The organism is bacterium (assembly GCA_035505375.1).
Taxonomy (GTDB): Bacteria; Hydrothermota; Tepidihabitantia; order Tepidihabitantales; family Tepidihabitantaceae; genus UBA2258.
Map to the genome: position 1 here is coordinate 136,707 of DATJQV010000081.1, position 20,394 is coordinate 157,100.

Consider the following 20,394-nt stretch of genomic DNA (forward strand, 5'->3'; position numbering starts at 1 on the left):
CTGATCAGCCTTCTGCCTCGGCCGCCGGTCTCGATTCATTGCCGCCCGAAGCCACCCGGGCGTACAGGTCGATCAGCCGCTGCGTGGTCGCACCCAGCGACACCTCTCGCAGATGCTCCGAACCATTTGAGCGCAACCCGAGACTCAGTACCTCGGCGAGGGCCGCGCCGAGGTTTGCCGGCGACCGATCAGTGACGCGTGATGGCACGACCGGCTCCAGCCGCTCGGCGACGTCGCCCACGTTGGTTGATACAACCGGCACGTTGCAGGCCATGGCTTCCTGCACAATCGTCGGCGAGCCCTCCCAGTCGCTCGCAACCAGCACGCAGTCCGAGGCGTTGATGTACAGCGGCATCTGTTCGGGCGCGACCTCGCCGCTCAGGACGAGCAGCCGGATCGGCCCGATTGCCGCGCTCGCGACCTTCACTGCCGCTTCGGCGGTCTTCAATCCCTTGTTTGCCGGATCGTTACCGACATTGAGTAGCGCGACCTTCTCGAACATGTCCCAGCCCAGAGCTCGACGGGCCTCGTCCTTGGGCTGGGGACGGAACACGTCGGCATCGACTGCCGAAGGAATGACTTCCGCTGCGTTCCGTCGCCACCACAGCCGGTCCTTGAGTTCCTGGCTGACGCACACGGTCCGACTGGCCCTAAGGGCCGAGAGTTGCGACAGAAGGTGGCCGAAATGCAACCTGATGAAACCGACGCCCGAGTCGGGATTGAGATCGCTCCCGCGGAATGTTACGACCAGCTTTCGGCCAGGTAGTGCCGCACAAAGTGCGGACGTCATCGTCCCATACTGGGCGTGAACGATATCAGGCCTCAACCTCCCTACCTCCCGCCGGTAGCGCAGGGCCTCAGCCGCGAATACCGGCAGAGAAACCCATGGCCGCAGGTAGAATCGTATCAGATCGATGTTCGCCCGCTCAAGAGCGTCAGCCTGCCGCTTGGAGAAAATGCTTCCCGAACCCTCCTCAGAGTCCGGTATCACGAACAGGACGCGCAGTCGGCGCGAGCCTTCGGTCGGCAACGTCATGCCTCGGTTGGACCGTGCGGGCGCGAGTGCGTCAATACCCCGGTGTCCTGGATTCGCGGACCACGCGTGACAAGCGAGGATCGGCGCAGGGCCAATGGTCAATCCGGACCTGTTCATGTGCTGCCGCGGCCTCGAGGACGCGCAGGTAGCGATTGGCCACGATCCCGACGTCGAAGAGTGCCTCTGCTCTGGCCCGGCTCACCCGCCCCATGCGATTCTGATCCTCCGGTGTCAGGGCGGCGAACTTCGCGATCGCGTCCGCGATTGCCTTCGGTGAGTACGGATCGAAGAGAAACCCGTTGACGCCATCCTCGACCAGATTGCTTGCATCGCATACCGCACTCATCAGGATGGGCTTTCCCAGCATCATTCCTTCACACACTGAATTGGGAAGTCCCTCGTAGAAGGATGGCAGCACAACGGCGTCCGCATCGGCCACAATGTCATGGATGTTACTGACGGGAGCGTGCAGACGAAAAGCTCCCTCAAGCCCGAGGTCGATGATTCCCTGCTGCGCCGCTTGTGCCGCTCGGCGGTCCACGGTCTGGTCACCATACCAGTCCACCTGCACGCGGATTCCGGGAGCCGAATCATGGAGAGTCTTGAGCGCCGACAGCAGGCCTCGAGCATTCTTGTTTTGGTCGAGGCGCGCGGCGACGATCAGCTTGGTCCCGCGCCGGTTATCCGCGTCAACGCGGGCGGCGGCGGAACGCGAGACGTTCACGGCGTTATATATGGTGATCAACTTCGGCCTCAGTCTGGGCAACCTCTCCTCAATCGGGACCCTGGCCGAGTGCGAGTTCGTTATCACATAATCCGCGAGGGTGTGTAGATACGCCTTGAACCGCGACTGATTGCGGTTGCCGGCCGAACGCTCGGAGACCACCAGCCCCCAAGTCCGGTTCGGCAGAGCCGCCATTTCGGCGTACGCGGACGGGCCGTCCAGAAACGCAAGCACCACGTCCTGTCCGTAATTCCTGAGGAACCTGCGCACGCCCAGAGCCCACATGACCTTGCCATGTCCACCGATTGAATGGTGTCCAACGCCTTCGCGCTCCAGCAAAGCCCGATAGAAATCGCCAGCGGCGTACGTCGCCACGCACACGCTATGACCCCGTCGCTTGAACTCACCGGCGAGTGTGCAGACCTGCCTCTCCGCTCCGCCGCTCCCCAGACTCTCGGTGAGAAGGGCGATCCTCATCAGACCTGGACGCGAGTCATGCTCCGCCCGGGTAGCGGCCGGCGTGGCCGCACGGCGGCGCGCTGGGGCGGTTCCAGTAGTCGCACGTAGGCGTTCATCAATCCCAGTTCTACCCAGAGCATTTTCGAGTACTCCATCCCTCCGCCCTTGAGCCAGTTGACGAGGTAGCCGGCGAAGCTTGCCAGCAGTACCGCGGCAAACAAGGCGGCTTCCTTCGAAATCCCCCGCCTTGCCGTCGCCGCCAGGGCCCGCAGCAGTCGCACAACGGAGTAGGCAATGAAGCCAAGGTAAAGTGCCAGTCCCGGCAGCCCCAACTCGATGCCGATGGCCAGCGGCGCGTTGTGGACTTCGGTCCCGCCCGCGCCTCCACGGACCATCCTCAGCGCATCCTGATTGGTGCCCAGACCGTAGCCTGTGAACGGACGCTGCTCGATGGCCCGCATCCCGGCCGGCCACAGCTCCTTCGTGCGGACGTCTCCTCCCTGCGACTGTGTCTCCTGCCATCTCTCCCAGAATGCCAGCGGCGCCGCGCGCAGCACGAGTATCACGACGAGAGCGGCGAGCACCAGGGCGCGGCCCCTCGTCCGCCGGTAGGCAAGCAGAACCAGGAAGAAGACCGCGATCGAGATGATTCCGCCTCGGGACTGCGTGTAGATGGCAGTGACTCCCGCGACAGCGAGCGCTCCTACCGTGATCGCTCTGCGCAGCGGGAATCGGGTCCGCGAGAGAAACCAGTAGCCGGATGGTATGCAGGCGACCAGCAGCGCCACGTAGCCATTCGGGTTGCCCGTGACCCCACCGACCCGATACGTCTCACCCTGCTGTCGAATGCCAGCCATGTCCAAGACCCCGCTGACCAGCAGCACGAGCACTCCCAGCCAGAGAGCGATCATGCCTACCGACAGCTGCTTCTCCCCTTGTATCACGTTCACGATCAGGAAGTACGAAACAAACAGGAGCAGGTAGGTCGGGATTGACCCCATTGACAGAGCCGGGTCTACGCTCCACAGCACTGAGACCATGCCCCACGCTACGAATAGGGCCATCAGAGTCATGCTGCGGTCCCATCGGATCGGGTCAAACGAGCGCACGCGCGTGATCACCCACACCCCGAACGCGAGTGCACCGACCCACTTCAGCACCGTGATTCCCTGCACACTGAGCTGGTCCAGCGGCAGCGCCGCGAGGTAGATACCCAGAACGTAGGACTCAATCATCGCTCTTGACTGCTCCGGTTGAGCCCGCGGCGCCGCAGGCGATCAACATCAGGTTGCTGCGTGGCCGCCCGGTGCCGAGCCACAGTAGTGAAACCGATCGTGCGCCAGATGGGTCGAGTATTGGGAGTGGTGTCGGCATCGTGTTCATAAGTGTCGAGCAGCTTGCCGATGTGCACGTTGGCGTCGAATGCCTCGCGCGCAAATGCAGCCGCGCGGTTGCTCATTAGTTCGCGCGTCGCGTCGTCGCAAAGCAGACGCTCTGCTGCTTCTGCCAGCCGCTCCCCGGTGGGCCGGTCTACAAGAATGCCGGTCTCTCCGTCCAAGACAGCTTCGTCAACGCCGCCGATGTTAGGTCCGACGGTCGGAACCCCGAGCGCCGCGGCTTCGACTATCATCAGCGGCAGCCCTTCCGAGCGAGACCCCACGACCTGGAGGCAGGACCGCTTCATGAGTGCCGGGACATCGTTCCGCTGCCCGAGAAAGAGCACACGGTCGGCAAGGCCGGCGTTCCTCACGAGGGCCTTCGCCATGGGCATGTCCGGCCCGTCCGCGCCGACCAGCCACCAGACGACATCGGGCATTCTCCGTAGGACGCTTATCGCCGCCTCGGTGACGGTCACCATTCCTTTGACCGGCTGGAACTGAGCCACGGATATGACCCGTCGCAGCCGCGGGTCTCCGAAGCCTTCAGGAATCGGATCGGAGCACTGGTCCGAGGCCGCCCGGATACCTTCGAGGTCGAGCCCGAGATACAACGTGGCTATCCGGACGGGATTCACACCGGCAAGTATGCTGTCGCGTCGGACCCGCTCCGATACCGCGAACAGCCGGTGGGCAAATACCTCATGGAGCTTGCAGACCAGCCTGATGCGAGGAGTGATCTTGCGGTCGATACCGGAGTGAAAGGTGGCGTAGACCAGACTCTTGCCGAGTACCCGCAGCGCCGGAAGCATGAGCGGGTTGATGAAGTGCGCGTGAACAACCGACGGTCGCCATTCCCTGAGAAGTACGGCCACGGTACGTGTTGACCGGACCGGCGCCTCCCAGGAATTGCCGGATTCCATGTATCTGGCCCCGGCGCCTTCAAGCGATTCATGGTATTCTCGCACGGTATTCGGGACATCGTGCATCACCGTCAATTCGTGGCCGCGGCGCTGGCACTCACGGGCGAGCAGGATAGTATACCGTTCGAAACCGCCAAGCTTGTTGCCGACTCTTACCCAGTGGAGGATGCGCACGTTCAGCCCCTGGTTGACAGGCTTTCGTACAGGGCGGACACGGCAACGCACCGGTAGCCGGCTGAAAGTGCTGCGCCCATGACCCGGTAGACATCCAGTCTGGCTTCTCTCAGGAACAGCGCAACGGCCCGGCCGAACCCGACTCCATTAACGGCGATGACAAAGGCAGCTACCGCCCGCCTGTAGGCCGGCGTGCTAGCGCTGTCCATCGCGAGCACGAGACGACGCAGCCTGCCGCTCTGCGGCAGGCCGGCAGCCATGCCACGGATTACCCAGCCCAGCCGGTCGCGGTCTACGTCGCTATGCTGCATGAAGTGGATGGGAATTCCCGCGACGGCATAACAGCGCCAGAAATCGGGATTCGTGAAATTGAGCAGGCTGGCTCCGGGGCGAAAGGTCTCGGCGAGACTCGGCCTTTGCGTCTCCGGGTCGGTCGCCCCGATCGGCGGACAGTCTCCGGATTCGACGTGCTGCGTGGAATCGATGGAAATGGCGGCGTGCTTTGCGGCCGCGGGCTTGGTGACGCCCTGACGGTATGCCCAGGCCGGTGCGACAAAGAAACGCGGCGCAAGGCCGAAGGCCCGCTCGATTTCGCCTTTGCTGGCGGCAATGTGATCCTCGGTCGCGCGCTCGTCCAGGTCGATGAACTCGCGGTGGTCGGACTCAGCTTCTGGCCGTCGGTCACCGGGATGTCGCAGGTGGACCATCCCGTGCGACCCGATCTCGAATGAACCCTCAGCCTGCCCTTTCTTCAACTCGGCAACCGAACAGGGCATGCGGTCGGCAATGCGCCCGAACCCGTCCGCGGTAGGGAAGTGCGTCGAATATGCGAAGCTCATGACCACGCCTCGCTCATTCGCGAAGCGCCGCAGACGTCCGATTGTCGCGGCGCGAGCGTGGTCGAGCTCGTCGACCCGCGACGCGCTGATGACTTCATGTGCTGTGGCAGGAAGGTCGTCGAATCGGAACGCCGCAAGTGGTGACGCCGGCATAGTCTCCAGCCCAGCGCGTTGGCTTAGCCACGCCTTGAGCAGAGGATAGAGGTAGGGCATCACCGGACTCCCGAGCTGCCACGGAGAGACCCCCATGAAGAGATGCGGCCGTCTTTCTACAATTACAGGCAGTCCGTCGGCGCTGACCAGAACGTGCCCGTTCTTCGCGATCTCGTCCAGATAGACGAAATCAGGTCTCGGTCCGAGGTAGGCAATCCTCTTTGGTAGTCCGCTGGCCAATGTGCTATCGGATGTAAGCGTTAGAACCACGCGGCATTCGGCGGAGCACCCATCGCGCCGGATGCCCCGGCTCTGGCCTTCGGCAATCGGGCGCTCCTCCTTCGAGTCGCCCGGCGCGATGAAAACGACGCCGGGTACAGTTTCGTGCAGCCGCGACCAGAGTCGGTCGCTCTCTACTCCGCCGTCAGCCGCAGCGGTGCTGAACGCCACGGGCGTGACGTCTGGTGAGATTGAACCGTCTGGTAAGTATCGCACTGGAGTACGCCAGAGTACACATAACTGCCGCCACATCAACTCATGGCGCCACCAGAATGAGCCGACGTCCGCTTCCCGCGTCGCGACCACCAAGCTATCGATTAGCGTCCTCCTTGCGCAGCCTGAGGTAACTGGCTCGCAGGAAGGAGTTGCTCCTGGCACTCTCCATCAGCGACGCGAGCGCCTGACTGAGCCAGCGGTCGAAGCTGCTCCGATACACCAGAAACTGGAGGTTGGTGCGAGCCACTCCGCCAAGCCACTGCTTGTAGGCCTCTCCACCACGCGACAGGTCGCACTCGCGCAAGCCCTGTCGGATCGCATGCTGAATGGCATACAGGAATGTCACCTTGCCGATGCTCAGTTTGGGCGCGATATTCGGATTGTATCCTGTCCTCAGCAGAAGCCAGGTGGAGCCCGAGACCCCTCCGAAGACGAACGCCGCTGGCTTGTTGTCCAACCAGAGGACGATTGATAGGAAGCTTCCGGATGACGCCAGCCCGCGCATGCAGGAACGTTCGAAATCACGCATCGCGCTGCGCCAGTAGTTGCTGCCGTCGCCCCAACGTGCGCGGTCAACCGACTCGATGGCTGACAGGCACTGTTCACCTGCGTCCGTATAGACCGCGAACTTCAAGTCATGCTGCTGCTGGAGCCGCCGCAGGTCGTCGCGGGCATGATGTCTGGTCCATTTGCCGAGCCCGGCCAGGTATTCCTCCGGCGTCTGCGGGAGGCTTATGGCGAACGCCTCGGTTGTGACAAGCTCTGAGAATCTGGCATTCCGATCCGACCGTACGAGTTGGAGCACGCGCCCGGTCCAGCTCGACTCAGGCACGTTGGTGAACGCAACCAGCGGAACCCGAACCAGTCGTTGTTTCAGAAACTCCCCGATGGCGCGCGCTCCGACCGACTCGGGCACACCCGGCTGGACCAGCAGCAGGTGATTGTCCGCCTGGTCGTCGCCGACAAAGGCAACCTTGGGCAAGCCACTGCGCTTGTCGCGCACCTGATAGAAGACGCCCATCAGGACGGGCTCCGGCTCCCCGACCGTCAGGAGAAACGTCCTGGCACGCCTTGTGAGGTATCGCCAGTGATTGTATTGCCAGTCCCATGTCTGGAACAGAGTTGCGCCCGGCGATTGCGCCCAGAGCGCGCGCCAGGTCGTGCGCAGACGTTCGTCTCTCCACGCATCGTCATCCCGCAGCAAAGAAACGCGCGGCTCCAGCTCAGCCGCGCTTGGGTTCATGGCCATATGCCCCTCAGCAGATCCTCGATAATAGCGTCCTGAGGGTACATGTGTCCGTCGTGCCATCCCAGCGCCCTGTCCCAGTGCCCGGGGCAGTCGTATATCGAGTATATCGGCGCTGCATAGCTGATCTCGACTATCAAAGGCTGCCGTTCCATCCCGAACAGGAAGTCGTAGTTCAGCGCCTGCGCGCCGATCCTGTCGTTGACATCAAAGGCAATTCGCACACAGTCGAGGTCTACGCGTTCCGGGCTGGTGTCGTTGTGGCCGCTGCCCGAGGCGCGGAAGTCGCCCTCCCGCACGATCCGTATTGACCCGAACGCCCTGTCCCCGATTACCGTAACGCGAGTATCGAACTTGTTGTCGGGGATGAAGTCCTGGAAATAGGCGTAGCCCCTTTCCTTCTGCATCATACGGTTGATGTGGGCGATATTTCGGATCGACCTTGGCGCCCGGCGTAAGATTCCAAGCAGGTGGCTGGCCTGCCCACCCGCTTCACCTTCCTGCGCGTGGAGCGCGAGCTTCGCTTGCCAGTCACTGAAGTGCGATGCCACCGGGTCAAAACCGCTCCCGAAGGCTCTGGCAGCAAGTTTGCGTGCTTCGCGTGCCGTGCGGACGAGGCGCACATTGCTCGACGACGCCCCTCTTCTCAGTTTGAAGACCTTGGGGAAGGACGTATCCTCGATCCAGGCCAGCGCGCTTTCGAGGTCGTAGAACGCGTAGCTCGGTACCAGTGGGGCTCCCACGGCTTCAAGCAGATACTTCTGGCCGACCTTGTCGTCAAAGTGCCAGCACGTGGCGGAGTTGGGGAAAACCAACAGTCCGCCTGCTTCCAGCGCCTGCGTCACCTGCCGTGCGATGAGGATGGCCCGGGGGTCAGTGTGATCCCAGTGCCAGGCGAATGCCCTGAGTCCCTGAGCCTGCTTCACCAGGTCCGGCCGGAACGGATCCACGGCCCGGTAGGGAATCCCTCTCTCTTGGCAGTACTCCACCCAGCGGTCGCTGTAGCTGCCGCGCCGGACGTGGAGGCCCAGGCGCTGGCTCAAGACTCCCCCTCTTGATGATCGGTCCGGCCCGGCGCTGTCCGAAGAGCGAAGATCAGTCCTCTTCGTGTCGGAACTCTCGGTCGTGTCAACAGGTCGGCGCACGCCGCCCTCCAACGGCTGCTGCGAACCGAGTTCTCATGCCTTCTTGCGTACTCGTCGCCGATAGGGACGCGCAGTTCCCGGCGTTTCGAGGCGACCCCGTGTCCCTTGAGCAGACCGCGGCGGAAGACCGCTGTACGAACATGCCATTCCCGGCTCGCGGGGTGCCAATCGACGAGAAGAGACTCTCGGTTCCACTTGTGCTGCCTCATTTCGCACCAGTGCTGCGGGTGACCGGCGTCGTCGAAGCTGTCCGGAATCCGGAGCCGATCAGGCATCACCAGATTGCCGAGCCCGTAGAAGACCGGCGTCTTGTCTATGACTTCCCACGACTGGATACAGTGGCTGTGGTGCCCGACTATGAGGTCGGCCCCGGCCCTGACGTAGGCAATCGACTTGAGGCGGTCTTGTGGGGTTGGAAGCGGAACTTCTTCCTGCCCCCAGTGCAGGCAGAGCACTACCCTGGCAGCCCCATCGAGTTTCGCCTGCTGGATGTCGTGCTCAATAAGCCCATCGTCCATGAGGGACGGCGAGTTTTCAGCACCCACGGCGGGGTTAGTCGATCGGCAGACATAGCCCAGCAGTGCCACGTCAAGTCCGGCACACTTGATCCGTGCGGGCCGTTCGGATCGGGCTCCCGTTCTCCCCAGCCCGAAAACCTGGATGCCCCTCTTCTGCAGAACGCCAAGGGTGTCCTTCAGGCCGGCTTCTCCGTAGTCCATGATGTGGTTGTTTGCGAGTGAAACGGCTGCGGGGAGCGAGCCGAGACTCTCCTCAAGAACGAACTCCTCAATCTTCAGATTGATCTTCCCCGACGTTCCGGCTTGCGCTTTGGTCACCGGGCCCTCGAGGTTGCAGACCCATGGCGGCGACAGCGGCAGTTCGCTCCGAAATACTTCCGGCGCATGCAGATCACCGGCAAAGGTGATGCAATCCTGGTTCACACCCAGCTGGCCGCTCACGACGGGCCAACGACGGAAACACGTCTCTCTTTGCCTGGCATCGGCACTGCGCGCGGTCCGCACAAGTACTTTGACTCTGAAGTGCACATAAGTACTGTCCCGTATTCTACACTCGGCTCGCCAGTTCAGTCAAACCCAGGTCTTGGCACATTAGCATGATCATCTCTTTTCTGTAGTTATCGGGCGAGCCTCTGGCAACGTGGCGTTGCAGAACCGCCAGTGTTTCACGCTGGTCCGCGATAGTTGTTGCCAAGAGTGCGGCCGCCTTTTCAGCAAGTTCCTTCTCGCTCTTGAACCTCAGTTTGTCGATGGGTACGATCTCGCGCTGGCCGCCCGAGTCATGCACCAACGGAAGCAGACCGGCCTGTATCGCTTCCACCGTTACGATTCCGAAGTGCTCCCAGCGCGCCGGGAAGACAAACACCAGGTGCGAATCGAACAGACGACCGATCATGTCATCGGTCGGGTCCTCCACGACGGTAAGATTCCTCAGCGCCAGCTCCGCGGCGAGGCGCCTGATTCTGTCGGGCTCCTTTGAAGAACCGATTGTCGCGCCCGCCACCGTTACGGGTACATCCGGGAAGCGTTGCGCCAGCCCGAGCATCACTTCCGGGTTCTTGTAGCCCTCAAGACGGGAGAGAAACAGAAAACCCGCTCGGCGCGGCCCTGGACCGCTGCCCGGGCGGGTTCGCTCCCTGACCGGTGGCCAGATTACCGGCAATCTGCTGCCATAGGTGTGAAGGAAGCGGTCGGCTATCCACTCTGCGATGGCGACGTAGCGCGAATTGGGATCAGGATGCAGGCGCGGCGAGATCAACCTCACGGCGCAGTTCTTGAGCGACCATCTGGCACGACCGTCATCTTCAGTACTTAACGGGTCAGGCAACTGGAGATAGGCCGGACCGGTCAGCCAGCAGACATTAGGCGTGGAGGCCGGCATGCGTATGCCTGCCTGAAAGCAGTAGATGAAATCGTAGCGCTCAAGATTTAGTCTCGCGAAGCGAACGCTGAAGCGAAAAGCCGGGTCCTGCAGCCATGCAGGAAGACTCCGAACCGTCCTTGAGCCAATAGGCAGACTGCCACCACCGAAGGTCGTGTCGAGGACGGGGCTGCCGATTGCCTGCCAGTCAGTTGGCTCATCCCATGCGATCTCGGGCGTTATTCCTACTCGATTCAGACCTGCGACCAGTTCGATAAAGCAGGTCTGAACACCGCCGGGACAGGTGAAACGATCGACAACCACGCCGACCCGCGGACTAGCGCTCATTCACTTCTCACCATCTCTTCGTACATCGCCACGTTCTCGTCCGTCGTCTTGTCCAGGGAGAACTTGAGTTCCACCTTCTGTCGAGCCCGCTTTCCGAGACCGCTTCTCAAACCAGGCGACGACAGTGCCTCCGACATCGTACTCGCCAGAACCGCAGGATCGCGCGTATCGCAGAGCAGTCCATCCACGCGGTCCGCTATCACCTCGGGACCGACTCCATCTCTCATGAACACGACTGGGGCTCCACAGGCCATGGCCTCCAGGACCGCGATCGGATGGCCCTCCGCTCTCGAGGGAAATACGCACAGACCGGCACGTCTGAACTCCTCGGGCATCCTCTCCCTCGCTACTTCACCGGCGAAGTCCACACGCGACCTGAGCGACGATGGAATCATGGACATGTACTTCTCGGACGGAGGCGGGAGGCCCGACTCCGCGCGATTCGCACCCACACACCTTAGTCTGGCGGCGGGATGTTGGCGCATGACGGCCGGGATGGCAGCGAACAGGGTGTCGAGGCCCTTGCGGTCGTTCAGTTGGCCTACGTAGAGGATGAGGTCGGCGTCGGCCCGGGTGTTGGTCGGAGTGAATACCGATGTGTCTACTCCGTTGTAGACTACCCGGTAATCAAGGTCATTCAGCCCAACCGTGTCAAGCGTCATCCGCGCGACCCAGTCACTGACCCCCACGCGGAGGTCCGCGATCCTAAGGAGTCTTCGGACAAAGAAGTCACCGACCGGCTCCGGGCGTAACCCCATCATCCTCAAACGAACCGACCCGTTCTGGTGCATGCGCACAATCAGCGGACAGCCGAACCGCTTTGACCACAGCAGCCCGCTTTCATCACAGCATTCCACAACGTCCAGCCGTTCCTTCCGGACAGCCCGCTCGACTGTTTGCAGATACTGGAACCTGTGCGTGAGCAGACGCGGCTTGATCGTCGACTCGGCGAAGCGGTACACCGGAATGTCTCCGACGCGGTCCGGTTCCGCGCCGTGCCACGCGGCAGCCGCAGCGGTAATGACGACCGCATGGTGGCCAAGTTGCTGCAGCCGTTCGACGAGAGTTCGGACGAACACCTCGATACCGCTCACGGCACCCTCCGGAGGGAAGAAACGAGTGCAGACAAAACCTATCCGCATATTGATTCGTACGCGGAGGCCATTTGAGGCACGATCCTGCTCCAGTCGTAGCTCAGCGCTCGTTCCCTCAAGCCCTGTCTCGGGCGCTGGGAGTTCTCTTCGACCAGACTGCAGAGAAGTTCAGCGACGTCCTCAGCGGATGAAGTCCGGGCGTAGTAGGTACCGTTCTCGCCAAGGTATTCCACTGTGGCAGGAAGGTCCGGGGCGACAATCGAGGTCCCGCAGCTCAGTGCTTCAAGCAGAGCGTTGTTCGCGACCGTCCCGAGCAGCGGGAGTAACATTACGGCGCATGAGGAGTACTCCCGCCTCAATTCCTCATCGTTGAGATGCGACATGATTTGGACCCTGGACGAGACGCCTGCCAGTTGGGTTGCGTTGTTCCCGAAGACTCGCACCGTGACGCTCGGGTCAATGGCCACGGCATGTCTGGCGACATCGCGTGCGAAATCCATGTCACGGAGCCACCCGGCGGATATGAGGATCGTGTTCCCTCTGGAGAATCCCCGGCTATTGAAGAAATCAGTGTCGACTCCATGGGGCACGAATACACACTGCTTGTCAGGGACCACACTCTGCACGAAAGCTGACTGCTCCGAGCTCAGCGCAACGATCAGGTCCACATTGCGCAACCGGTGTCTCAACCACTGCACTCTTCGGCTGTCCCGACCCAGGAAGGAAGCGGGCTGGTGCAGAGTGGTGACAATTCGGCAAGATCCCGGGAACCTTGGGATGGGAAGGTCGTTCTCGCCATAGAGCACGTGCAATACCCGGACGTGGCCGAAAGAAGCGGCGGCCCCCAGCATGCACTTCGTCAGCGCCCGGGCAACTGCGACGAGTCGGGCTTCCACCGGCCCGGCCCAAGCGGGCCCGACCAACTCGCCGGAACCAGGCAGGATCGTGGTTCGCTGGTTGCCGGGCCATCTGGCCGCGAGCAGCCAATAGCCCGTATGTTCGCCGTGATGCCCGAAGCGGCGCGAAACGAACCGAACCATGGCCGCGCCCTTCGCCCGTCGTCCCTCGTCCCTCATCCGGAATCGCCATTCGCCATTCGTCATGTGAGCCAGTCGTCCTTGAGCGTGAGCTGACGCAAGCTAGGGTCACGAAGCAGTCCCCAGCAGCACCTCATCCGGCCGATGCGGTAATGTATCTTCGCATGACTAATGCGCCAGGTATCTCTGATAAGCAGCATCCGAAGGACGCTCTGAGAACCGGCTTGGACCATGCCGACGAGCTGTTCGGCCATCCCGAGCGCAAGACGGAAGGAACCAGGCTCCTGAGCCTTGTACCAGCCATAGCATTCAAAGCTGCCCTGGTGGGCCATTCTCCCGTTCAGGTAGGTCTGCGTCAGCCTCGAAGCGGGAATCACATGGTAGGTCTTGGCCTGCCTGACGTAGGCGAACTTGTAGCCAAGTTCCTTGACTCTCATGTTTAGACCTACTTCGTTGTTACCTAACGTTTCATCTCCCACGATGTCGGGTCTGAAACCGCCGCTCCGGAAGAAAACGTCCCGCAACACGCCCATGTGGCCGCTGTACACGCCTACGTCATCCTCCGAGATCACGACTGTCTCGGGTCTCATCTGCAATCCCATGATACTGCCTGGGCAATGCTGGGCCAACCACCGAGGCGGTTCCGTCTCCCACTTCGGCAATATGCTTCCAGTCGCCGAACCTACGTCCTGGAACACGTCAAAGACGGGCACGAGATTGGCGAGCAGTCCCGGGTCCGCAATCATGTCGTCATCCGTGAAGTACAACAACTGACCGGATGCGTGCCTGGCCCCTGTATTCCGAGCGAAGTGAGCTCCCGGTCTATCCTCATAGACGTACTTGACCGGTAGCTTGGCCTGCGCCTGACAGACTTGCACGACTTCCTTCGTTCCGTCGGTCGAGCAATTGTCGACAACGATGATCTCCAGTCGGTCGGACGGGTAGTCCTGGTTGAGCAGGCTGTCCAGAGTAGTCTTGAGCGACTGGGCACGATTGTAGGTCGGAATGATGACCGACACTGACTTCGGCTCCCAATGGACGGTGTTCTGCCACAGGGCGCGAACCTCGCCGCTCATTTCCTGTCGACCGTGTCTGCGACTGCAGTCCGTCGGGCCTTCGAGCCAAACAGCGATCGGGTGCGATGTCGGAGCGCCGCCATCAATTCCAGCGGGATTCCCTCAGTGGCCAGATACCCAAGCACGCTGAGCTTACCCGAGAATCCGAAGTGGCGGTCGACCATGACCCCACCGAGCGAGCGAGCGCCTCTGGCAAGCCGACCGGACCGTTCCGCGCCGCCGGAGAAGAGAATGTCGCTGACCATCCGCGCGGCCCTTCTTGAGATGGGACCGTCGGCTCGGCCGAACACCTTGGCCAGCGTCCTTACGTACTCCCACTCAGCGTCCCTTCTGGAAGAAACGGTTTGACGGGCAGTCCAACTCTGAGCGCCGACGCGGTACATGGCCAGTGTCAATGGAACGTAGAAGGCGGGGGCGAGCTTCAATAGCTCAGTCCAGAGCACGTAGTCCTCGACCTGATGGCGTAGGGCAAGTATGAATCCTCCGCACCTCCTTACGAGGTCGGTTCGAGCGAGTATCGTAGAGCAGGGCGGGAAGAAACCGCGACCTGCCACGATATGCCTGTAGGCCCAGACCGGGCGCTCCTCGAACCCTCCGCCAATGACACCTTCGAGGCTCCAGGCACTCCTGGGCTCTGACAATGGCCTGCCTGCCTCGTCGATGCACAGCGCCTGACCGTACACGAATCCAACCTGCGGATACCGCGTGACCACGTCGATCTGGCGCTCCAGCTTGCCCGGCAACCAGACGTCGTCCGCGTCCAGGAATGCGAGGTAGTCACCACTTGCCCGCGCTATTCCGAGGTTACGTGTTGCGCTGACACCGAGATTGGCGTGCCGTTCATGGTGTAGTGCGCAGATTCTCTTGTCCGAGTTCGCCAGTCGCTCAATTGTATTCCAGCTGCTGTCGCTGGAGCCGTCATCGATCAGCAGCAACTCCCAATTCTGGTACGTCTGGTCAACGACACTTCTCACCGCCTGTTCGACGTACATCTCGCAGTTGTAGACCGGACATATGACCGATACGAGAGGCATTAGCGGCACCGCTCATCCCTGGCGAGGCTGTGCCCGCCTCCACCGACGTAGCAGCATCTCCCTGCCCCTGAGCATGCGAGCCCTCAAACCCGGGGCTGGCTGCTGGAGGTCCCGGCCCTTGAACGTCCCCTGCCTGATTCCAAGAGCCTGGTAGTACTTGTGGGGTCTGCCGTAGGACCCCATGTAGTATCCATACACCAAAGCGGCTTCCTTTGGTTTCGGGGCCAGGTCGGAAACAAGCATCTCCGCGAGCTCGGATTGAGACTTCGGGACGTAGTTGCCGCCCAGAGAACGGTAGAATGACATCCCGGCGAGCATCGACGGCTTGCCCCAATACACCGCCTCGATGCCGGCAGTGGAGCCAAAGGAAAGAACCTTGGTGCTGCTGTCCATCAAAGCGTATGTGCTGACCGGAGAATCGGGCTGGATTACCGTCAGGTTATGCTGCGACAACCCGCGTAGTGCCCGGGTGTACGGGTTATCCACGTTGCGAAGATTAGGATGTACCCGGAGATAGAGGTGAACTTCGTTATTGCCAGCAATCCTGGGATCGGCCAGTATGCGCTGAATTGCCTCAAGTTGGTCCGAGTACAGAGGATTTCGCCACTCCTGCCCGGCTGCCTCGAACTCATCCTCCGAGGAACAGAATATCGCCACGTTGCGCTTCGCTCCGTTCCAGCCTTCGGGCAGCAAGCCCGGCTTCTGCTCGCCGACAAACGAAAACCAGGACTGCTCTTCTCCGCGTCTTCGCTGCGAGTAGAAGGCATCGGCAATGCCTGCCTTCTTTTCAATGTCGGGTTCGGCTGCCCACCGGCTGCGGATTAGCGACGTTACATACTCCAGGTCGTGGGGCAGCGCGTTCTCGTAAATCGCGTAGTGCTGTATGTCATGGCCGCGGTCATGGACGAAACACTCGGTCTTGTTCGCCTGGCAGGCCCTCAGGACGGCTCTGGTGTACGCGAATCGTCCATTGAACACGTAGACTCGGTCAGGATGTGCGCGCCTGATGAAGTCTTGCGTGAACGAATACAGGTCGTCGCACGACCTCAGGTACCTCTGGACAAGCTGAGAGTGCTCCCGCATGTCGGGTTTGGGGTCCCGGCAGAAGCTGATGACGGACGAGAGTGCGGCTTCACCCGCGTCAAAACCGTCGACGACATAATGTCGAAGCTCGTCCTTGTCGACGAAACCAGACTGCAGACGGGCTTTCGCCACGCCGGAAGGGGCGGCGATCCTCTCGCGCCGCACGCGCCCCTTCAGCAGCCTCGCGCCGTTGTTCCTCCTCCTGACACAGGCGTCGCAGCGGTCGCGGTCCGGAAGCAGCGGATCCAGGCCCCGGCGGACGTTGTGGGAGACAATCAGATCGCACGTACTCAAGCCCCGGTCGCAGACAACATGGGTGACGTGGTCCCCGGCGTCCAGGTGCTCCTGCATGATATCCAACTCCGTCTCATAGTGCGGAGTCCAGAGCACGTGCGTAGAGAAAACAGCCACTCTCATAGTCTTCGCCGTGCCTCGCAACGCTGGCCTCGCGGCTCAAACGGTGCCTCGCGAGCCGTCATGCGGCGCACGGAGTCAGGTTCCGCGTCCTCCCTCGATGTCATCCCACGACAGCGGCGTGCCGCGCGCGATGTCTCTGGCTGCTCGACGCCCCAGGACTTCGGGCAGATGCCTGGGCGCCAGTCCGTGGCTGGGCCGGATTGAGCGAACGTTCTTCCCGGTGAAGGCCTCGCCGGCTTTCACGTCCTCAACCGCGAACAGCGAACGCCGGAGTACGCGGCTTGCGGCCTCACGCTCTGTCGGTTCGTAGCTGACCACGCCCAGTGCCTTCTCAACAACACGGATGGCGTCGACCATCGTCTTGAACTCCGGCGGTTCCAAGGAGAAAGCGCTGTCCGGCCCGCCATCAGCGCGCGACAGCGTGAAGTGCTTCTCAATGATGCAGGCTCCCAGCGCGACCGCAGCCACCGGGACCGCGATGCCAAGGGTATGGTCGGAAAGCCCCACGGGCACACCGAATGCCTCTGACATATGCGGAATCGTTCGCAGATTCATCTCTTCCGGCGGAGCCGGATACCCGCTGTTGCACTTGAGCAATGCCAGTTCGGCGCATCCAGCCAGCCGGAGCGTCTGGACGGCTTCCTCAATCTCTGCGAGCGTCGCCATACCGGTTGATAGTATAACCGGTTTCCCGGTCGAAGCGACTTTCTCCAGGAGGGCAGTATCCACCAGCTCAAATGAAGCAATCTTGTAGGCGGGCACTCCCATCTTCTCGAGAAAGTCCACCGCGGTATCGTCAAACGGGCTGGAAAAAAGGTCCGGCCCGAGCCCGGCAGCGACCTCCTTGAGTCTGGGTTGCCATTCCCAGGGAGTGTATGCCTCGCCATACAAGTCATACAGATTCCTGCCCTCCCAGGCGGTCCCTTTGATGCGGAAGTACTCGTTGTCGCAGTCGATGGTCAACGTATCAGGCGTGTAGGTCTGGAGTTTGACTGCGTCAGCACCAACCTCCTTTGCGGCCTGGACAATCCGCACTGCCTGCTCAAAGCTCTGGTTGTGGTTGGCCGACATCTCGGCAACGATGTAGGTGGGTTTGCCGCGGCCGACTTCCCGGCGTCCGACGATCACACAAAGTCCTCTCGTCTCGCCATCAGCCGCAGAGCTCGCTGTCCCTTCTGAACGGTGGTGCCTGCTTCAGCGTACCCTGCTTTCTGAAACGCCCGCAGGGAACGCGTGTTCCCGGGTTTGACGTAGGCCTGTATGGACTCCACCCGGCTGTCGGCGAAGCACTGCCGAGAGCCGCGCAATATCAAGGGCGCACCGTAGCCTCGGCCGCGCGCCTCCCTGGCAATGCCAACCGAGACGACCGCCTCGTCGCCTCTTACCGTGAAACGAACCTGGCCGATGGGCTGGTCACCGCTGTTCAACGCGACGTAGAAGAAATCGGTCGGTGAACTCACGTGGTTCCGGAACCACTGCTCATGGGTGTGAAGGGGGATCACCTCCGACGAGAACGACGCAGCACGGGCCTGAGAATCGTTTCTCCACTCCCAGACCAGCCGGCTGTCATCGAGACGCGCGCGACGCAGCGTCAACTCCGCGGCGCGCAAGCCAACGACCACGCGCTCGGCTCCGGCACCATCGACCGTCCGCAATCCAAGCTCTCTCATCGCGCGACGTCGGCCCTCGTCGGCAAGCAGCGCCGAGATATCCGCAGACAGCCGGGAGACCACCGTCTTCCTGGCGACTCCGGCCCGGTCAAGCGCGTCAGCAACCATGGTCTGGTTGTCCGCAAGCACGAGCACGAGGCTGGGCACACCCGCGTGCGCCAGTTCCCAGCAGGTACTGCCGCCGGCCGCGACCGCAGTGTCCGCCCAGGCCATCAACTCGGGCATGTTCAGGGTGTTCCGCACCAGGTGTATCCGGTGGCCGCGTGACTGGAGTCTGGCGCTCCTCACCGCGACCTGCAGGGCCGCTCGGTGAGGATTGCTCGCCCCGAGCACGATGGTCACCTCCAACCCCTCTACGGGAACCCGTTCCAGCGCACGGATAACCTTGAGCGTCACGTTGTCCGGGTCGCTTCCGCCCATCGTCACGAGGACCTTGCGGGCCTCTCGCGGTGTCTCTCGCTCCCGGCCTCGCCGCTTCAGGAACTCGGTCCGCAATAGCACGTACCGCGTACCGAGAAGCAGCCTGGTGTCGCGGTCGCAGTGATAGTGCAGCTTCTCGGCGCCCAGGTTCTGGTTGAGCACGATGTCGGCATGGTACTTCGGCCAGTGCGCCATGTCGTCGATGGCGAGCATCCGCACCCCGGCGGCGCGCGCTGCCTTCTGGTACTCCGGGTCGAAGTGGTAGCCGTCAATCGCGAGCCAGTCCGGCTTGAGTGTCTCGATGAGCCGCAACGTCGTGTGCAGATCCGCCGGATTCGGGTGCGCGTCCTTCAGCGACACAAATCGCGCACCTTCAGTGCGGACGCGCCGACGAAGCGCAGGACTGGGGCAGTGACTGAGAAACGTAGTTCGCATGCCCTGTGCCTGCCACGCCTGAGCAAGTGCGAGGCAGCGCATCAGATGTCCCGTGCCGATCTCGGTATTCGCGTCTGCGCGGATCAGGAGTGTTTCAACTGTCTTTCGTCGCTCGCCGCGCTGAACGTCGCGTCCCCTCGTCATCGATTCATCTAGGTGGGGAAGTCCCTGCCTACCCTGAATCTCGGCTTCCATCTTACCGTGGCCCCGTCCCTTTCGAAGATGCTCTTGTTGACCCACCGGTCGGTGATCGTCCAGAACTCCGCTTCATCCATGCCGATGTACTCGCAGAACTCACGGATGTAACGTTCGTCACACTTGCCGTCATACCGCTCCACAAGCTCGGCCGCCTCCTGTCTTGACATTCGTCCTTCTCTTATGAAGTAGCAGACTTCGTCGGTGACGAAACCGAAACCGAACTTGTAGAACTTCAGCATCTGGTTGACGATCTGCATGTCGGAGTCGATGGAGCAGTGCGGGCTCAACCGTCCGGTCAGGCTCGGCTCGTGGCCCGGCCTTCCCCGGAGGCCGTGATCGACCGCAAACTGAATATTGGCGCTGTAGGACCACTCCTTCACATAGTGGCCGATCCAGATGGCTCTGATTCCGGCCCGTCCGAGCTCGGCCGCGTCCGGGAATTGGTAGAACTGCAGGTCCTTCAGCCCGATACCATCCTGCACCCAGTCACCGGCGTTCCCTCCGCCCAGCGTGTTGTGCTGCCTGATCATCAGGGCGTCGTCGCCCGGGGGGATGCTCTCAACGACGCCAAGCGTGGCGGCCGGGTTCTCCCCCTGGATGACCAGCGGGATCCCGAACCTCAGGGCGGCCTGGTATGACACGGCAAACAACGAGTACTCCGATGGCTTGACCGGATTGCCGTGCTCGATGAACGACCGCCGCGCAAGCGCGCGGATTACGCGGGGATTCGGTCGGTAGGAAATCATGTCGAACCCATGTTGAACCAGATTCTCGAGGTTGCTGCGTCCCACGTCCGTGATGCCGTCGGGCGCGCAGTTCACCAGCAGCGCCCGCAGTCCGAGCCGGTCCCTTGTATAGAAGGCCTGGACGTGGCTATCCTTACCTCCGCTGACCCCGATAATGCAATCGAAGCCTTGCCTTGCTCTTCCCCTGGCCCAATCGGCAATCTCGCGGAGCCTCTTATCTCTTTCGGCCCAGTCAATCCGAGCCGTCTCCTCCCAGTAGCGGCAGGCCGCGCATACGCCTTCTTTGTCGAATACGAGACCGGGTCTTGTATCGGGCTGGACGCACTTCTTGCAGTACTTCAACCTGCCGGCCTCCTTATGTGGACCGTGGCGGGGACGCGGGCCAAGA

At 61.9% G+C, this 20,394-nt stretch carries 17 protein-coding genes; all 17 read right to left on the reverse strand.

Annotation, left to right across the window (positions count from 1 at the left end):
* Positions 1–4: 4 nt before the first annotated feature.
* Positions 5–1,036, reverse strand: a complete 1,032-nt coding sequence (locus tag VMH22_13670; protein HTW92735.1) for a glycosyltransferase family 4 protein — start codon at positions 1,034–1,036, stop codon at positions 5–7.
* Between the two features lie 31 nt (positions 1,037–1,067).
* The gene (locus VMH22_13675; protein HTW92736.1) at positions 1,068–2,237 is read right to left on the reverse strand and encodes a glycosyltransferase family 4 protein; all 1,170 of its coding nucleotides are present in this window, start codon (positions 2,235–2,237) and stop codon (positions 1,068–1,070) included.
* The gene (locus VMH22_13680; protein HTW92737.1) at positions 2,237–3,454 is read right to left on the reverse strand and encodes an O-antigen ligase family protein; all 1,218 of its coding nucleotides are present in this window, start codon (positions 3,452–3,454) and stop codon (positions 2,237–2,239) included. The genes VMH22_13675 and VMH22_13680 overlap by 1 nt, the downstream gene beginning before the upstream one ends.
* The gene (locus tag VMH22_13685; GenBank protein ID HTW92738.1) at positions 3,451–4,692 is read right to left on the reverse strand and encodes a glycosyltransferase; all 1,242 of its coding nucleotides are present in this window, start codon (positions 4,690–4,692) and stop codon (positions 3,451–3,453) included. Before VMH22_13685 ends, VMH22_13680 begins: the two co-directional genes overlap by 4 nt.
* Before the next feature lie 2 nt (positions 4,693–4,694).
* Positions 4,695–6,179, reverse strand: a complete 1,485-nt coding sequence (locus VMH22_13690) for a hypothetical protein (GenBank protein HTW92739.1) — start codon at positions 6,177–6,179, stop codon at positions 4,695–4,697.
* Between the two features lie 94 nt (positions 6,180–6,273).
* Positions 6,274–7,428: a GNAT family N-acetyltransferase gene (locus VMH22_13695; protein HTW92740.1), complete on the reverse strand. Its 1,155-nt coding sequence runs from the start codon at positions 7,426–7,428 to the stop codon at positions 6,274–6,276.
* Positions 7,419–8,468, reverse strand: coding sequence for a hypothetical protein (locus VMH22_13700; protein HTW92741.1), 1,050 nt, complete (start codon positions 8,466–8,468; stop codon positions 7,419–7,421). Before VMH22_13700 ends, VMH22_13695 begins: the two co-directional genes overlap by 10 nt.
* On the reverse strand, positions 8,465–9,529 hold the full coding sequence (locus VMH22_13705) for a CapA family protein (GenBank protein ID HTW92742.1): 1,065 nt from the start codon (positions 9,527–9,529) through the stop codon (positions 8,465–8,467). Before VMH22_13705 ends, VMH22_13700 begins: the two co-directional genes overlap by 4 nt.
* Positions 9,530–9,635: 106 nt before the next feature.
* Complete coding sequence (locus VMH22_13710; protein HTW92743.1) at positions 9,636–10,796, reverse strand: glycosyltransferase family 4 protein; 1,161 nt, start codon at positions 10,794–10,796, stop codon at positions 9,636–9,638.
* A complete protein-coding gene (locus VMH22_13715; GenBank protein HTW92744.1) occupies positions 10,793–11,890 on the reverse strand; it encodes a glycosyltransferase family 4 protein in 1,098 nt (365 codons plus the stop codon). The genes VMH22_13710 and VMH22_13715 overlap by 4 nt, the downstream gene beginning before the upstream one ends.
* Before the next feature lie 38 nt (positions 11,891–11,928).
* Positions 11,929–12,993 (reverse strand): glycosyltransferase, encoded by a 1,065-nt coding sequence (locus VMH22_13720; GenBank protein ID HTW92745.1) that lies wholly within the window; start codon positions 12,991–12,993, stop codon positions 11,929–11,931.
* Positions 12,990–14,003: a glycosyltransferase family A protein gene (locus VMH22_13725; protein HTW92746.1), complete on the reverse strand. Its 1,014-nt coding sequence runs from the start codon at positions 14,001–14,003 to the stop codon at positions 12,990–12,992. Before VMH22_13725 ends, VMH22_13720 begins: the two co-directional genes overlap by 4 nt.
* Entirely contained in the window at positions 14,000–15,037 is a 1,038-nt protein-coding gene (locus tag VMH22_13730; GenBank protein ID HTW92747.1) for a glycosyltransferase family 2 protein, read from the reverse strand. Before VMH22_13730 ends, VMH22_13725 begins: the two co-directional genes overlap by 4 nt.
* 12 nt (positions 15,038–15,049) lie before the next feature.
* A complete protein-coding gene (locus tag VMH22_13735) occupies positions 15,050–16,537 on the reverse strand; it encodes a hypothetical protein (GenBank protein ID HTW92748.1) in 1,488 nt (495 codons plus the stop codon).
* A 75-nt stretch (positions 16,538–16,612) separates the two neighbouring features.
* The gene (gene pseI, locus VMH22_13740; GenBank protein HTW92749.1) at positions 16,613–17,665 is read right to left on the reverse strand and encodes a pseudaminic acid synthase; all 1,053 of its coding nucleotides are present in this window, start codon (positions 17,663–17,665) and stop codon (positions 16,613–16,615) included.
* The gene (gene pseG / locus VMH22_13745) at positions 17,662–19,206 is read right to left on the reverse strand and encodes a UDP-2,4-diacetamido-2,4,6-trideoxy-beta-L-altropyranose hydrolase (protein ID HTW92750.1); all 1,545 of its coding nucleotides are present in this window, start codon (positions 19,204–19,206) and stop codon (positions 17,662–17,664) included. The genes pseI and pseG overlap by 4 nt, the downstream gene beginning before the upstream one ends.
* 8 nt (positions 19,207–19,214) lie before the next feature.
* Positions 19,215–20,348, reverse strand: coding sequence for an N-acetyl sugar amidotransferase (locus tag VMH22_13750; protein ID HTW92751.1), 1,134 nt, complete (start codon positions 20,346–20,348; stop codon positions 19,215–19,217).
* Positions 20,349–20,394 lie beyond the last annotated feature (46 nt).

Excerpts from the sequence above, each read along its gene's own strand:
- VMH22_13735 (HTW92748.1), bottom strand. The coding sequence starts at position 16,537 with ATGAGAGTGGCTGTTTTCTCTACGCACGTGCTCTGGACTCCGCACTAT.
- VMH22_13710 (HTW92743.1), bottom strand. The coding sequence starts at position 10,796 with ATGAGCGCTAGTCCGCGGGTCGGCGTGGTTGTCGATCGTTTCACCTGT.
- VMH22_13725 (HTW92746.1), bottom strand. The coding sequence starts at position 14,003 with ATGAGCGGCGAGGTTCGCGCCCTGTGGCAGAACACCGTCCATTGGGAG.
- VMH22_13730 (HTW92747.1), bottom strand. The coding sequence starts at position 15,037 with ATGCCTCTCGTATCGGTCATATGTCCGGTCTACAACTGCGAGATGTAC.
- VMH22_13680 (HTW92737.1), bottom strand. The coding sequence starts at position 3,454 with ATGATTGAGTCCTACGTTCTGGGTATCTACCTCGCGGCGCTGCCGCTG.
- pseG (HTW92750.1), bottom strand. The coding sequence starts at position 19,206 with ATGACGAGGGGACGCGACGTTCAGCGCGGCGAGCGACGAAAGACAGTT.
- VMH22_13675 (HTW92736.1), bottom strand. The coding sequence starts at position 2,237 with ATGAGGATCGCCCTTCTCACCGAGAGTCTGGGGAGCGGCGGAGCGGAG.
- VMH22_13670 (HTW92735.1), bottom strand. The coding sequence starts at position 1,036 with ATGACGTTGCCGACCGAAGGCTCGCGCCGACTGCGCGTCCTGTTCGTG.
- VMH22_13695 (HTW92740.1), bottom strand. The coding sequence starts at position 7,428 with ATGGCCATGAACCCAAGCGCGGCTGAGCTGGAGCCGCGCGTTTCTTTG.
- VMH22_13720 (HTW92745.1), bottom strand. The coding sequence starts at position 12,993 with ATGACGAATGGCGAATGGCGATTCCGGATGAGGGACGAGGGACGACGG.